Source organism: Fictibacillus sp. b24 (assembly GCF_030348825.1).
GTDB lineage: Bacteria > Bacillota > Bacilli > Bacillales > Fictibacillaceae > Fictibacillus.
Genome location: NZ_JAUCES010000005.1, coordinates 223,348 through 237,853, shown reverse-complemented (window position 1 = coordinate 237,853; position 14,506 = coordinate 223,348). Strand labels below are relative to the sequence as shown.

The 14,506-nt window shown below is 41.3% G+C and carries 13 protein-coding genes; 7 read left to right on the top strand and 6 right to left on the bottom strand.

Annotated features, from left to right (window positions below; genetic code table 11):
- Positions 1-133: 133 nt before the first annotated feature.
- Complete coding sequence (locus tag QUF49_RS01300) at positions 134-1,003, bottom strand: NAD(P)-dependent oxidoreductase (protein ID WP_289493956.1); 870 nt, start codon at positions 1,001-1,003, stop codon at positions 134-136.
- A gap of 62 nt (positions 1,004-1,065) precedes the next feature.
- On the bottom strand, positions 1,066-1,380 hold the full coding sequence (locus QUF49_RS01295) for a hypothetical protein (protein ID WP_289493955.1): 315 nt from the start codon (positions 1,378-1,380) through the stop codon (positions 1,066-1,068).
- A 461-nt stretch (positions 1,381-1,841) separates the two neighbouring features.
- Here QUF49_RS01295 and QUF49_RS01290 point away from each other — a divergent pair, with 461 nt between their 5' ends.
- Both QUF49_RS01290 and QUF49_RS01285 read left to right on the top strand, forming a co-directional pair.
- Positions 1,842-2,579, top strand: a complete 738-nt coding sequence (locus QUF49_RS01290) for a hypothetical protein (protein WP_289493954.1) — start codon at positions 1,842-1,844, stop codon at positions 2,577-2,579.
- Between the two features lie 64 nt (positions 2,580-2,643).
- The gene (locus tag QUF49_RS01285) at positions 2,644-3,834 is read left to right on the top strand and encodes a hypothetical protein (protein ID WP_289493953.1); all 1,191 of its coding nucleotides are present in this window, start codon (positions 2,644-2,646) and stop codon (positions 3,832-3,834) included.
- A 27-nt stretch (positions 3,835-3,861) separates the two neighbouring features.
- Here the strand turns inward: QUF49_RS01285 and QUF49_RS01280 are convergent, their stop codons facing one another.
- Positions 3,862-5,208: an MFS transporter gene (locus QUF49_RS01280; protein ID WP_289493952.1), complete on the bottom strand. Its 1,347-nt coding sequence runs from the start codon at positions 5,206-5,208 to the stop codon at positions 3,862-3,864.
- Positions 5,209-5,421: 213 nt separating this feature from the next.
- Here QUF49_RS01280 and QUF49_RS01275 point away from each other — a divergent pair, with 213 nt between their 5' ends.
- The 3 genes from QUF49_RS01275 (at position 5,422) to QUF49_RS01265 (ending at position 8,826) form a co-directional block, all read left to right on the top strand.
- Entirely contained in the window at positions 5,422-7,821 is a 2,400-nt protein-coding gene (locus tag QUF49_RS01275) for a S8 family serine peptidase (RefSeq protein ID WP_289493951.1), read from the top strand.
- A gap of 178 nt (positions 7,822-7,999) precedes the next feature.
- Positions 8,000-8,128, top strand: a complete 129-nt coding sequence (locus QUF49_RS01270) for a hypothetical protein (protein WP_289493950.1) — start codon at positions 8,000-8,002, stop codon at positions 8,126-8,128.
- Positions 8,129-8,196: 68 nt separating this feature from the next.
- Positions 8,197-8,826: an NAD(P)-dependent oxidoreductase gene (locus QUF49_RS01265; RefSeq protein WP_289493949.1), complete on the top strand. Its 630-nt coding sequence runs from the start codon at positions 8,197-8,199 to the stop codon at positions 8,824-8,826.
- Here the strand turns inward: QUF49_RS01265 and QUF49_RS01260 are convergent.
- The 3 genes from QUF49_RS01260 to QUF49_RS01250 all read right to left on the bottom strand — a co-directional run bounded on the left by QUF49_RS01260 (position 8,823) and on the right by QUF49_RS01250 (position 11,846).
- Positions 8,823-9,125, bottom strand: coding sequence for a hypothetical protein (locus tag QUF49_RS01260; protein WP_289493948.1), 303 nt, complete (start codon positions 9,123-9,125; stop codon positions 8,823-8,825). The two genes, QUF49_RS01265 and QUF49_RS01260, sit on opposite strands and share 4 nt — an antisense overlap.
- 66 nt (positions 9,126-9,191) lie before the next feature.
- Positions 9,192-9,725: a DUF420 domain-containing protein gene (locus QUF49_RS01255; protein WP_066244499.1), complete on the bottom strand. Its 534-nt coding sequence runs from the start codon at positions 9,723-9,725 to the stop codon at positions 9,192-9,194.
- 417 nt (positions 9,726-10,142) lie between these two features.
- Positions 10,143-11,846 (bottom strand): M3 family oligoendopeptidase, encoded by a 1,704-nt coding sequence (locus tag QUF49_RS01250; RefSeq protein ID WP_289493947.1) that lies wholly within the window; start codon positions 11,844-11,846, stop codon positions 10,143-10,145.
- Positions 11,847-11,976: 130 nt separating this feature from the next.
- On the opposite strand from QUF49_RS01250, the gene QUF49_RS01245 reads away from it, so the two are divergent.
- Both QUF49_RS01245 and ald read left to right on the top strand, forming a co-directional pair.
- Entirely contained in the window at positions 11,977-13,224 is a 1,248-nt protein-coding gene (locus QUF49_RS01245) for a PucR family transcriptional regulator (protein WP_289493946.1), read from the top strand.
- 125 nt (positions 13,225-13,349) lie between these two features.
- The gene (gene ald, locus QUF49_RS01240; protein ID WP_289493945.1) at positions 13,350-14,480 is read left to right on the top strand and encodes an alanine dehydrogenase; all 1,131 of its coding nucleotides are present in this window, start codon (positions 13,350-13,352) and stop codon (positions 14,478-14,480) included.
- The last annotated feature ends 26 nt before the right edge of the window (positions 14,481-14,506 follow it).

Here is a 14,506-nt window from a genome sequence, read left to right as displayed (position 1 = left end):
ATGAATCTCCACAAAATATAGAATCGCTACATTTGAAAGAGGTAAAATGTAAAAATAAAATATGCCAACTACATTAAATCGTAATTGTTTCGTTTTGTAAAGAGCAAAAAAAAAAGAAAGAACCAAGGTATTTTTACCCTTGGTTCGCTAAACGTTTATAAAGCGCGTGCGTGCCGCTATCTTCTTCGCCCATTTCTGCGAGTTCATCGTATAGTTTCTTTGCGAGGGAAAGTCCCGGTGTCAATAATCCCATTCCCTCCGCTGAGTTTAAAGCAATCGTCATATCTTTTATAAAATGTTTCACGTAAAAACCTGGTTCAAAATCACCTTTTAATATTCTTGGCCCAAGATTGCTTAAGTTCCAGCTTCCCGCAGCACCTGATTCAATGCTTTTTAAGACAGTCTCTGGATTTAATCCTGCTTTTTCCGCATAAAGAATCGCTTCACAAACGCCCATCATACCTGAGGCAATGGCAATCTGATTGCACATCTTGGTATGCTGACCTGCACCTGCTTTTCCTTGGTACACGATGTTTGTTCCCATCTTTGAGAAGATTGGCTTCATGTCGTTAAACGCAGATTCTTTTCCGCCAACCATGATGGATAGCTTAGCATCTCTTGCCCCGATATCCCCTCCTGAAACGGGTGCATCAAGTGCTGAGATATTTCGTTCAGCAGCGGTACGCTCAATTTTTTGCGCAAGCTGTGGACTCGATGTAGTCATATCGATTAAGTAAGAGCCTTCTTTCACATGTGCAATCAGCCCGTCAGCTCCTAAATAGACTTCTTCTACATCTTTCGGGTATCCGACCATTGTAATGATTACATCACAACTTTGAGCGATCTCCTTTGGCGTATCCGCCCATATAGCACCTTTTTCAAGCAGGTCCTCCGCTTTTTCTTTTGTTCTCGTATAAACATGGACCGGATAACCTGCATTTATCAAGTGGCCAGCCATGCTTTTTCCCATTACACCTGTTCCAATAAATCCAACGGTTTGCAAATCTCCTCACTCCTTTTTCTTATTATAACGAAAGACAGGTAAAATAAAAAAATCACCGCTTATTAGGCGATGACTTCTCCTTGTAAAATACGTTCTACTTTTATCTGTGCTTGCTCATAATCCATATCGAGATATGTTAGCATGATCATCATATCATCTTTGGAATGTCGCTTAAGTATATAGAATAAGTTCGGCTTTCTTCTTTTTATGAGCGTCATGATCTCAATGGTTGGCAATGTTCGGCCTGTTGGTTTAATACGTAAAAAAGAACGGATGTATTGTGTGAAAGCGGGTATGGCGTCTACTGTATCTGGTTCTGTGTCTAATAGCTCCTGAAGTTTCAATAATGAATCAATCAGTTCTTTGTTTCTTTCCACGAATTCGTCCCTCGTCCTTTCCGTTTATTCTCTTCACTCGTTAAAAGTTCTCCTGTTTAGGCATTTCAATTTATGTATCGGCATTTACTTTAAAAGTTTTTAAAAAATTTTCAAATAAATTGTTGGGGTCTGACCCCAAACAATTTATTTCCCGCTCTGTTTTCATTTTTTTCACCTGGGGAAATGCTCCATTTCCACTACAAGAAAGTCACCATTTTAAATTACTTCCTTTATTTTGACTCCTCACCGAAAGCATCCCTTCTTACTATCTTTCTACAGCACCTTATGGCCCGTTTTATCTTTTAATTCTTACTACCTTGACAGTTCTTTTGAAGTATCTTCCATTTCACACATAAGTCATCCATACTGTTTCCTCGTTTTCATATTTACGCTTCTGTATATAAATGGTAAATTAAACCTGTCGACAAAGGGGTCCCGTATTACGGCAGGAGGTTTGGAATATGAAAAAACATCTAGTATCTAGTGTTTTAGCATTCTGTCTCGCAGCTTTTTCGGTACCAAGTGCTTTTGCTCAAAGTCACAATTTTTCTTATAAAGATGAAATTCTGCAAATGCAGCCTGATTTAACCTCAAAAGAATTACTTTCAACTGTTCGATCCATCGCAAAGAACACGGGTGATACAGAAGAAGCCCTGCTCAAACAAATTTATACCGAACTTAAGAACGACGAAACAAAAGGAAAAAATGAAAAACAGCTTAAAGGTGAATTTGGTACGATGGGCGGCAGCGGAGGAACAGTTTCTGTCGGTACCAGTACGAAAGGCAACTTCTACTACACAGCCTCACAGACTGCTTATATGAATCACGGGCATGTCGGCATGTATTACACGAGCAGCACGATTGTTGAATCGGTTCCTGATACAGGCGTTCGCACGATCTCCACTACGTTACGAAAAGTTGATCAAGGAGATGCACAGGTTAAATCCGTCACGACAAGTACAACAAACCGTAATAACGCAGCAAACTGGGCTTTTAGCCGCGTAGGAATCGACGATTATTCGTATAATTTTGTAACCAACCGAACGACTTCACATATTGGAGATAAGAACTGTTCGAAGTTAATTTGGTCAGCTTTTAAATTAAATGGCAATCTTGATCTGGATGTGGATGGCGGTCTAGGGGTTTACCCTAGAGATGTAAGAGATGCTCCCGCTACCAAACTAGTCCGGAATATATAATACAATAAGGCAATAAGGCCGTATCACTGCGACTTATTGCCTTCTTTCTCTGAAAGGTGATCACATGAAAAAACTATTAATTACATGCGTACTTATCATTTTAGTTAGCAGTTTCGTCTACAAGTTCTTTTTTGACAAAAGCATTGATGCTTCCTATTCCATCGAGAAAGAGAGCATAGAACAAGGTAACTTTTTAAAAGATAAGCAAGCTGTGATGTATTTTTCAACGACTGCTGACCAAGACATGGATGATAAAGGAATAAGTTTAGCTGTTTTTATTAATGACAATGGTGAAGCAGATGCTTTCAAGATGAACGGTCTGGAACTTGGCAGTTTAACCACTTCTGATAACGAGGTCCTTTTAGTAGACAAAAACAAAATCCGTTTAATAGGAAACACATTTAAAGAGTTTAATATGGAGAAACCGCAGTATACAGGAGAAAGAACGGGTTACCTGGAGAAGAAAAATCTATATTTTACTATTTTCAACACGGGCATAAGTTCTGACGGTGGGTATGATTCAAACGTAGTGTATGGGAACGAAGATGGATTCAATAAAGGAAACATTCCCTATTACATTTCTAGTTCCGGGAATGATCAAAATGATGTAGTCGTATTAACACATGATACGGAGAAAAACGAATACTATTTTAGAAAAGTAGATTTAACAAATAATGACGTCAAAGTTCAAGATATCGTAAAGTTAAAAAATCCAAAGAACTTAGAATTAAGCGGCTTTTCCCCTGTTCTTAGTGATGAGCAATTTTACTATGTCGTTCTAAGGGAGATTGTTAACGAAACAAGTGAAGACATCGTCCTCTATCGCATCAACAAAAAGACCCTAATTCAAGACCAATACACAATATCCACGTACAGTAACAACAAGAATTTAATTGCACACATCCCTTACAATATTAAAAACTCTGCGCACTTATTTAACGGCGTTCTTTATTACGCGAATGGTTTAGGCGAAGTATATGCCTTCAATACGAAAACCTCAAAGGTAAGTAACTTGTTTACAGTGAAAGATGCACCACAAGACGGTGTTAGGCATAACGAAGAACTATTTTTCAAAGATAATCTTCTATACGTAGTAAGACATAACGAAAAACTGAAAGAAAAATATTACATTGAGAGTTATTCCTTAACGGAAGGGAAGAAAATAGAAGATATTAAGATTAAAGGATTGAACGATATTTTGCGATCCATCAAAGGCAAATCCATCTACTCGTATGATTTTAAGATGCTAAAATAACAAAAAAAGGTGAGCCTAGGAATTTATTTACGTTCCGAGGCTCACCTTTCTTTTTATCTTCACTTGATAGATGACAAACGACACGACCACTAGAATCGTATAAAAAATAAACACATTTCGGTAGATCACATCTAGCGCAAAAGCTTTTTGTCCTTCAATTAACAGCCCTGCAACTGCTACACCTAGTGCTCCTCCAAAAAATTGAACAAGCTGGAGCATCCCCATGCCTGAACCCACTTCATCTTTACTTAAAATCCTGGAATTCTCATTCGCTAAACTGGATGTTAAGCTTGAAAATCCGATACTCGTAAACATATAAAAGATTGCCGTCATGTAAAATGCTTTTGTTGCAAAAAGGGAGAACAATATGGCGGATAAAAGCAGCGATAAAAGTCCTGCGCGCATGACAGGAAGGTTTCCAAATCTGTCGATCCAGCGTCCTACATAAATAGCGGCAAACGCTGAGAGCATCGCTCCTGGAAAAATAACAAAACCAATCGTAGCAGGCTCTTTCTGAAACAGATTAGATAGCATGACCGGCATAACAAATAAAAATGCAAAATGAGTCATAAATGCGATAAGACCGATAAGTAAGATCGAGACATATCTTGTGTTCTTAAATAAACTTACTCGAATGAACGGATCTTCTTTTTTGTTTGAATACAGGACGAGTACGATAAAGAATATTGCGCTCAAGCTCAGCAGGTAAAATGAGAACGAAGAAAGATAAAGCAGCAGCGAAGTAACGCCACCACCCGTTAAAAGCGCACCAACAAAGTCAAACGAGCCTTCGCTTTTCTGCTCAACAGGAAGGTAGACTTTAAACACAGGTAAAAGCAGCAGTACAAGACCTGTAACCACAAATAAGAAATTCCATCCAAACAGCTGTGTGATACCCCCTCCAATCACTGGACCTAAACCAAAACCAAGTGATGCGGCAGAGGAGATTAATGACATAGCACGCCCACGCCGTGATATCGGAATATAACGAGTCGCAAGCACCATTCCGAGTCCTGGAACAGCTCCTGCTCCCATCGCTTGAACCATTCGGCTGATCAGCACGAACTCAAAACTGTTGGAAAAATAGCCGACTATTGAAGCAATTCCTAAAATGATAAGGCCGGTTATTAACAGCCTTCCAATCGGTATAAAATCGGACAGCCTGCTGAATGTAATGGTCGATAAGGCAAACACGATCGAATATCCTGAAACAATCCAAGAACCCGCGGTAGGGCTTAAATCAAATTGTGAAATTACACTTGGAAGAGCTACGTTAAACATCGTCGTGTTCATTACTACTAGCCACACCGTTAGACTCCAAAGCGGAATAATCCGATTTTCCTGGATCGATCCATAACGTTCTTCTTGAGCCATTTGTTCACCTACTTCCTCTAAAACAATATTCCTATCTTATCATGGGACTAAATCATCAACCTCATGTTTTGCTCAAAGTATTTTCAGGGACAAAAGACACTTAATTAATTTCCAATATAAGGACAAAATATCTGTTTTTACCATTCTGTCAAGGTATTTCAAAATGTTAGCAGAAGATTACCTTTACATTAAAATTAAGGGGTGTACGCTTGAATGAAACACTTTTTGCGCAAGACTTCTAGTTTAACTTTAGCTTGTACGTTTATTTTCTCTGCTTTTTCTGGTGCGTCTGCTGCTCCATCTTCTAAGGATGCACAGCCAGAACTTGCACCGCTCTACGGGAAGTATAATTTAAACTCTTCCCATGTTACAAAAGTAATTGTTGAATTAAAAGAACCTTCTGTACTAGAAGCAAAAAAGAAAGGTCAAAAACAAACAAAATCAAACCTGAAATCAAAACGCGACGCTGTGGTAAAAGAGATCTCCACTCGCGCCAAATCATATAAAGTCAACAATGAATACGACCATGTCTTTTCAGGTTTTTCATTAGAAATTCCAGCAAATGAAATTCCTGACTTGTTAGCGGTATCAGGCATTAAAGCCGTTTACCCTGATGTTGAATACCACACAACAGGAGAAGATGTGAGTGACGAGTCATTTGATGAAGTAACCCCTCAAATGATGAACTCAGCTCCTTTTATTGGTGCAAACCAAGCGTGGGAAGCAGGCTACACAGGTGAAGGTGTAACGGTCGCTGTTATTGATACAGGTGTCGACTACACACATCCTGACCTAGACCAGGCGTTCGGTGACTATAAAGGGTATGACTTTGTAGACAAAGACAACGATCCGCAAGAAACACCTAAAGGCGACCCAAGAGGTGCTGAAACAACGCACGGCACGCACGTAGCGGGTACAGTTGCGGCGGATGGCGGAATTAAAGGTGTGGCACCTGATGCAACGCTGTTAGCGTATCGCGTGTTAGGGCCTGGAGGAAGCGGGACGACTGAAAACGTTATTGCCGGAGTCGAAAAAGCGGTTGAAGACGGCGCTGACGTTATGAATCTATCACTCGGAAACTCGTTAAACAATCCGGACTGGGCTACAAGCATCGCGCTCGATCAAGCGATGTCTGACGGTGTTGTTGCAGTAACCTCCAACGGGAACAGCGGACCAAACAATTGGACAGTCGGTTCCCCTGGAACATCGAGAGAAGCGATTTCTGTCGGGGCAACTCAGCTTCCTTATAACGTTTTTACAGCTACAACTACCTCATCTGATGGTACTTCTTATGCTTCGTCCGCTGTTCAAGGGTTTCCTTCAGATGAAGCATTGCTTGCTTTAAATGGAAAAGACTTCGAATTAGTAGATGTAGGATTTGGAGCTCCCGCTGATTTTGCAGGAAAAGATTTAGAAGGTAAAATCGCATTGATCAGCCGCGGTGCAGGAATTCCATTTGTAGATAAAGCGACAGAAGCTAAAAAAGCAGGTGCAGCTGGTGCGGTTATTTATAATAACGTTGCAGGAAGCATGCCTGTGGTTCCTGGAATGGCTGTTCCGACTATCATGTTAAATCAAGCTGACGGACAAGCACTTCTCGCAAAGTCAGATGACGTAACCGTACGCTTTGGTATTCAGTCTGCTGGTGCTGTCGGCGAATTAATGGCGGACTTCTCATCTCGCGGACCTGTAATGGATACATGGATGATTAAGCCTGATGTGTCAGCACCTGGTGTAAACATCGTAAGTACAGTTCCGACTCATGATCCAGCGAATCCGCATGGTTACGGAGCAAAGCAAGGGACAAGCATGGCGTCCCCTCACGTGGCAGGTGCGGCAGCCCTCTTACTCGAAGCACATCCAGACTGGGGTGTTGACGATGTGAAAGCTGCGCTCATGAATACAGCAGAAGATCTATATAACGCTAAGGGAGAGCTCTACCCTCATAATACGCAAGGAGCGGGAAGCATCCGTGTGGTTGAAGCCATTGAAACAGAAACACTTGTAACACCTGGCAGCCATTCATTTGGTGTATTCTCAAAAACAAAAGGCAAGGAAGTACGCGGTGAACATTTTACAATTAAGAACTTAAGCAATAAAACGAAACAATACACGTTTGATGTTGATCTAGAAGGCGTAAAAGTAACAACGAGCAAGAACGTAAAAATTAACGGAAAAAGCGCTAAAGACGTTAGATTCAATGTTCAAGTAGATGCATCAAAACTAGCGCCTGGCTATCATGAAGGTACGATCCGCATCAGTGACGGAAGCAAACTTGTAGAGGTTCCAACCATTTTATTTGTTCAAGAACCTGACTTCCCTTCTATCACGCATTTTAGCGCGACTGACTTAGGAAACAACAACTTCTCGTTCGCTGCTTACTTGCCTGCTTCTGCAGAAAAAGTAGAGCTTGTCCTGTATGACGCTGATTTATCGCAATCACACGGTGTGATCGGTACTTACGAGAATGTTCCTAAAGAATACAACTACTTTGACTGGAACGGTGAAATCTCAGGTCAGAAAGTCGCGCCTGGAAAATACCGTGTCGTTGCTTTCTCTTACAGAGGAGCAAAGGAAGATTACAGAATTACAGATATCATCACCATTCGTTAACTTATAGAAATGCCCTTGTCAGCTTTGTTGGCAAGGGTGTTTTTTATTGGCTGTTTTCTTATGCTGCTCTGTTATTGAAAGTGGTGATTTCGTTACAGGTCAACTAAAAAGCGATATATAGTGTGCTCCTGCTTGTTTTGTTTATTTCTCTTCTTTGCTAAGTTGATTGGAGTGGAAGGTGCGAGACTCCTGCGGGACAGGCGGGCAGGTGAGACACTTAAAAGTGAAACGTCCGAATGTGGCTCACCGCCTGCCCCGCGGAAAGGGAGCACCTGGAACGGAAATCAACCACTTTCTCGATCTTTAAAGTCTGCTAAAACAGCTTTTATAAAGAAATGTTATGATAAACAAAAGAAACCGAACGGAGGAAAAGCGATGAAATTATGTATCTTAGGAGCCTCAGGGAGAGTCGGAAGTAAACTGGCGGAGCTGGCAGCTGCAGATCATATGGAAATTCATGCATTGGTGCGGAATCCTGCTAAACTGCCTGACAATTTGTTAGAAAAAATTCACGTCGTAGAAGGAAATGCTTTAGTTCAGGAGCATATCGAAAAAGCAATGAATGGCTGTGACATCGTAATCAGCACCCTATCAACTGATGGAGAAAGCGTGCTGTCAGAAAGTATACCTCTCATTATTGAAGCGATGAAAAAGCAAGGAATTAACCATATCATCACAATTGGAACAGCCGGCATTTTGCAGAGCCGAACAGAACCTCACTTGCTTCGTTACCAGTCTTCTGAATCAAAACGCAAACTAACACGAGCAGCTGAAGACCATCATAAAGCGTTTCGTTTTTTACAAGAAAGCGGACTTAACTGGACGATTGTCTGTCCAACATATCTCCCTGATGGTGAAGCAACTGGAACATACCGAGTGGATAAAGACTTTTTGCCTGCAGACGGCAGCCGAATTAGTACAGGTGATACCGCTCATTTTTCGTACTCTTTAATCAAGAACCCACAGCCACAATTTTCTCAGTCACGTGTTGGGATCGCATACTAAGTTGTCGGCGGCATGTCTGAAAAAATATATACACCAAGCGCAATAAAACCTATGCCAATAACGAATAAGAAAGCTTTGATGAGCCATTTAGGAAAAAATCGGACTAACCTGTCGATAACAACGACGAAAATGAACTCAACTAATGCTCCAAAGAACGTGTCCGAAACACTTCCGCCACTATAGCTCGTACCAAAACGCTTTGTATGTTCATAATCTTCTTTATTATAGCGGATGCCATAAACGATTAAAGCGATGCCAAATCCGCACAGAACAACCGGTATGATCCAAAATAAACTCATTTTGTTGTTTCCTCTCCATACAGAAAAGACTTTTGCTGTTTTCTCTCAGCAAAAGTCCCCTGTTTGTTATGAATAATATGGCGCAATCATCAAATATACTAGCACGCCTGTTAAGCTTACATACAACCATAACGGCATCGTCCAGCGTGCAATTTTGCGATGCTTGTCCACTTGCATATTGAGTCCTCGTGTAACAGTTATTAACGCGAGCGGCACAATCACAATCGCAAGCAGGATATGTGTGATCAAAATAAAGAAGTAGATGTACTTAAGCGGTCCCTCGCCGCCATAAGACGTTGACTCTGTTAAGTAATGATACGTCACATATGACAGCAAAAAGAATGTTGTACTCGTAAATGCAGCAAAAATAAAGCGTTTATGAAGGGTTATGTTTTTTTGTTTTACAAAATAAAGAGCAGCAAGTAAAAATACGAATGTAAAGCTGTTAAAGATCGCGTTCAATCGCGGCAGCAAGGTTACATCAAAAGCAATTTCTCCCTCATATTCAGGCAAGAAGAACAATACGGCCACAAGCACGTTGATCGCAATGGATAGTCCGATAATTAGCGGTGTATAGTTACGCTGTTTCGTTTCAGCCATTTTTGTATTACTCCTTTTCAACTAAAAGTCTTTAAAACTTCTACGATTTCTTTATTATTTTACCACTCAAGACCCTATTCACAAACTTATGTGCAGCTGAAAACAGCATTCCCTTTACAAGTGTCAATAATTCTTCAAATATTGTACAGTTTCGAGCAACTCAACGACTTCTATCTATTACCTAGCTGGGTATTTAAGCCATTAATTCGAGAAATTTAAGGAATAATCCCTGAAATTTTGCAGTTAATCCCGCGAGTTTTGGCAATAATCCGGCGAGTTTTGCTCATATATCGGCGAGTCGATATTTAGCGACCAAATTTCAACCACTCTTATACCCCCTGCCTAAAACCTCCAGTCCTTAACAAACAAAAAACCGGCCCACGGCCGGTTTTCTCCTCATCCAATCTCTATTCAATCTTAAGCCTTCGCAAACTGATCTTCATCAACTGTGGCTAGGAACTTCTCTACTTCACCGACAACGGACGCTACACAGCCTTTTTCAAAAGGCGAAATCAGCCCCGCTTCTTCAACCAGCTTTGTAAAAGGCAGACTTCCTCCTTTTTGGCAAAGCGCAAAATAATCTTCCCATGCGCTCTCACGGTTTTCAACAGACCGCTTCCAGAACTGAAGGGCACAAATTTGAGCGAGCGTGTAATCGATATAATAGAACGGCGAACGGAAAATGTGGCCTTGTCTATGCCAGAAGCCACCATTCTCTAGATACTCTAATCCATCATAATCGCGATGTGGCAAGTACACCTTCTCAAGCTCTCTCCACTTCGTACGGCGTTCAGCAAGCGAAGCATCCGGGTTGTCATATACAAAATGCTGAAACTCATCGACTGCAACACCATAAGGAATAAACTCAACCGCACCCGTTAAGTGGGAATATAAGTATTTCTCAGTGTCTGGTCCGAACAGCTTTTCCATCCACGGATACGTCAAAAACTCCATACTCATCGAGTGGATCTCACACGCTTCAAGTGTTGGGAACTGATATTCAGGAACTTCAAAACCACGGCTCGTATACATCTGGAAAGCATGGCCGATCTCATGCAGCAGTACGCGCACATCGTTATCAGATCCGTTAAAGTTCGTAAAGATAAACGGAGCCGTATAGTCTTGAAGATACGTACAATAACCGCCGGGTGCTTTTCCTTTTTTGCTTTCCAAATCCATGAGCTCGTCCTCGGCCATGTAATTAAAGAACGCGCCTGTTTCTTGTGAAAGACCGCTAAAAACTTGTTTTGCCTGATCAACAATCCAGCCTGCATCACCTTGTGGCTTAGGATTTCCAGTTGTAAAGCTGAACGGCTCATCGTAAAACTTGAACTCACCTAAACCGATTCGCTTTTGCTGGCTTTTCTTCAATTTTGTACAAAGTGGAACGATGATTTCTTTGACTTGGTCGCGGAACACTTTTACATCTGCCGCATTATAATCCGTTCTGCCCATTCGGTCATAAGCAAGTTCAGTGAAATTATTGTAGCCTAACTTTTTTGCGATCCCTGTACGAAGTTTTACAAGCTCGTCATAGATCGAATCGAACTTCTCTTGATTTGAACTTAAGAAAGCATTCCCTGCCTTGCTTGCCGCTTTTCTCGTTTCGCGATCTGCCGATTGTGCATATGGAGAAAGCTGCGCAAGGTTTAGCTCTTTTCCGTCAAACTCAATCTTAGCTGACGCCATCACCTTTACATATTCCGAGCTTAATTTATTTTCTTGCTTCAGATCTTCTAACACATCTTCTGAATACGTCTTCACTTTTAATTCCGCTAAACGGAACAGCTGGCTGCCCCACTTCTTTTCTAGTTCATCTTTAAAAGGAGATTGAACGAGCGCTTCATGAAAAGACGTTACCATACCTTGATAGACAGGAAGGTTTTCATCCATAAATGCTTGTTCTTCTTTATAGAACGCGTCTTCCGTATTAATCGTATGGCGAATCTTTGCGAGCCTTGCTTTTGATTCAAAACTATTGCGCAATGCTACAACCTTTTTCATCGCCTCATTTTGTTTCTCAGCTGAAGAAGCATCTTTAAAAACCTGGACTGCTTCCTCAAATTCCATTTTAAGCTTCGCAACATCTGGTCGTTCATATGTAAATTCACTAAACTTCATAATAAAGCCCCCTATCCAATTTAAATCCTTAACCTTATTACCTTTCTACAAAGATTCGTTTTTCTCCTGTAATCACCTTCCCTTTTTCGGTAGAATATAAGCAGAGTAACTAATGGCGGGAGACAAAGTAATGAAGAACTATCAATCTGATCCTTTTAAAGGAACATTCGGCAGTCTTGAAAATTTAGCGGACAAAATTAGTGATGTTTTGTCATGCCCTGTAACGATTGAAGATCAGAACCATCGTCTCCTCGCTTACAGTACACATGAAGACGGAACAGATCCAGCGCGCGTCGCAACCATTATTGGGCGCCGCGTACCTGAAAAAGTGGTGAACAGCCTTTGGAAAGATGGCGTGATTCCAAGACTGCAAGAAAGTGATGACCCTGTTTGGGTTAGTTCTATCCAAAAGGTCGGACTCGGTGACCGCGTCGCCGTTTCCATTCGAAAAAACAAGGAAGTTCTCGGCTATATTTGGGTACTAGAAGTTGAAAAGCAATTAACACAAGATGATATGCAGTTATTAAAGCTAGCGGCCGCTTCAGCAAAAAGTCAGCTTCTTCAAATGCAGATTGGTACAAAAAAGAAAGAAGAAAACCGGCAAGAACTTTTTTGGAAGATGCTTACGGGAAACCTTCCTCAAGAAGAGCGTATCCTGGAAAAGCTGCATGAACTCAACATTTTGCCTGTACTTCCTGCGACCGTTTTTATTTTGCAGCTAGAAGATGAAGTTACACCTGCTCTAGAAAAAGACATCCTTTACTTAGCCGCGGTTAACCAAAAGATCAATGTCCTGTTGTCTGCCGCTGACGCAAACCAAATGCTTCTCCTTGCCTCATTCGCCGGTAAGGAACCACCATTAGATCTGGCAAAATCATTTGTTGAGTCCTTTTTTACTCATATGAAAGAACGATTTTCAGTTTCAGAAATAAAAGCTGCATACGGCAGTCTTGTCTCTTCTTTCTCACAAGTAGAAAAAAGCTATAAAGAAGCATCCAGTGTACTAGCTGTCCAGGAAAAGCTAGGCGGTGAAACACTAAACTTAAACGGCTACCATGAACTCGGCATCTACCAGTTCTTAGATGCAATTTATGATAAACAACAAAGACAGAGCTATTATAACGAGATGATTCAGTCTCTTCAGGAGTATGACCGCCTGCATAAAACAGAGCTCTGTCATACACTAGAGACATATTTAACAATGGATGAAAACCTAAATAAAGCATCAGAAGTCCTTCATATCCATATGAACACACTGCTTTACCGTTTAAAGCGCATTAGTGAGATTACAAATATAGACATGAAAAGTCCCCATCAAAAGATTATGATCTACCTGGATTTTAAGATGAACAGACTTTTTAAACAGGAGCGTTTGTGAATATTCACAAATGCTTTTTTTCATTTTCTAATTTCCTAACAATGCAAAGCTTTTACCTCCGAACTATACTGAAATCACAATTGAAAACGCACTCAACGAATTTATATATATAGGAGGATTCACAAATGATTATTGGAATTCCAGCAGAGATTAAAAATAATGAAAACCGCGTAGCGATTACGCCATCAGGTGTTATTACATTAACAGCTGCAGGCCACAGCGTTCTTGTAGAAAACAACGCAGGTGTTGGCAGCGGATTTACAAACGAAGATTATGCAGCAGCAGGAGCAGAGATCGTTGCTGAAGCAAAAGACGCATGGTCTGCAGAAATGGTTATGAAGGTTAAAGAGCCACTTGCTTCTGAATACAAGTACTTCCGTTCAGATCTTATTCTGTTTACATATCTTCACTTGGCGGCTGAGCCAGCATTGGCAAAAGCACTAACGGAGAGCGGTGTAACAGCGATCGCTTACGAAACAGTTGAATTTAACCGTACGCTTCCTCTATTAACGCCAATGAGTGAAGTTGCAGGACGTATGTCTGCACAAATCGGTGCACAGTTCCTTGAGAAGCCTAAAGGCGGAAAAGGTATCCTTCTTGCAGGCGTACCAGGTGTTCGCCGCGGTAAAGTGACAATCATCGGTGGCGGTGTTGTTGGTACGAACGCAGCTAAAGTTGCTATCGGCCTTGGCGCTGACGTTACAATCATCGACCTTAGCCCAGACCGTCTTCGTCAATTGGACGATATTTTCGGAAACAGCATCCAAACGCTGATGTCTAACCCATTAAACATCGCACAAGCTGTTGCAGAATCTGATCTTGTAATCGGTGCTGTACTAATTCCAGGAGCAAAAGCACCTAAATTGGTAACAGAAGAAATGATCAAATCCATGACTCCAGGATCTGTTGTTGTTGACGTTGCGATCGACCAAGGCGGTATCTTTGAAACGGTTGACCGCATCACAACACATGACAACCCGACATACGACAAGCACGGTGTTGTTCACTATGCAGTAGCAAACATGCCTGGTGCAGTGCCTCGTACTTCTACGATCGCACTAACAAACGTAACCGTTCCTTATGCACTTCAAATCGCTAACAAAGGTGCACAAGCTGCAATCGCTCAAAACGCACCTCTTAAAGCGGGTCTTAACACAGCTGCCGGATATGTAACATACGAAGCTGTTGCGACGGATCTTGGCTACGACTATGTTTCACCAGAAGTAGCTCTTGAAAAAGTGGTTCAAACCGTATAATTGATACAAATAGAAGAGGCTGACTC

Excerpts from the sequence above, each read along its gene's own strand:
- QUF49_RS01250 (WP_289493947.1), bottom strand. The coding sequence starts at position 11,846 with ATGAAGTTTAGTGAATTTACATATGAACGACCAGATGTTGCGAAGCTT.
- QUF49_RS01290 (WP_289493954.1), top strand. The coding sequence starts at position 1,842 with ATGAAAAAACATCTAGTATCTAGTGTTTTAGCATTCTGTCTCGCAGCT.
- QUF49_RS01245 (WP_289493946.1), top strand. The coding sequence starts at position 11,977 with ATGAAGAACTATCAATCTGATCCTTTTAAAGGAACATTCGGCAGTCTT.
- ald (WP_289493945.1), top strand. The coding sequence starts at position 13,350 with ATGATTATTGGAATTCCAGCAGAGATTAAAAATAATGAAAACCGCGTA.
- QUF49_RS01265 (WP_289493949.1), top strand. The coding sequence starts at position 8,197 with ATGAAATTATGTATCTTAGGAGCCTCAGGGAGAGTCGGAAGTAAACTG.
- QUF49_RS01285 (WP_289493953.1), top strand. The coding sequence starts at position 2,644 with ATGAAAAAACTATTAATTACATGCGTACTTATCATTTTAGTTAGCAGT.
- QUF49_RS01260 (WP_289493948.1), bottom strand. The coding sequence starts at position 9,125 with ATGAGTTTATTTTGGATCATACCGGTTGTTCTGTGCGGATTTGGCATC.
- QUF49_RS01280 (WP_289493952.1), bottom strand. The coding sequence starts at position 5,208 with ATGGCTCAAGAAGAACGTTATGGATCGATCCAGGAAAATCGGATTATT.
- QUF49_RS01255 (WP_066244499.1), bottom strand. The coding sequence starts at position 9,725 with ATGGCTGAAACGAAACAGCGTAACTATACACCGCTAATTATCGGACTA.
- QUF49_RS01275 (WP_289493951.1), top strand. The coding sequence starts at position 5,422 with ATGAAACACTTTTTGCGCAAGACTTCTAGTTTAACTTTAGCTTGTACG.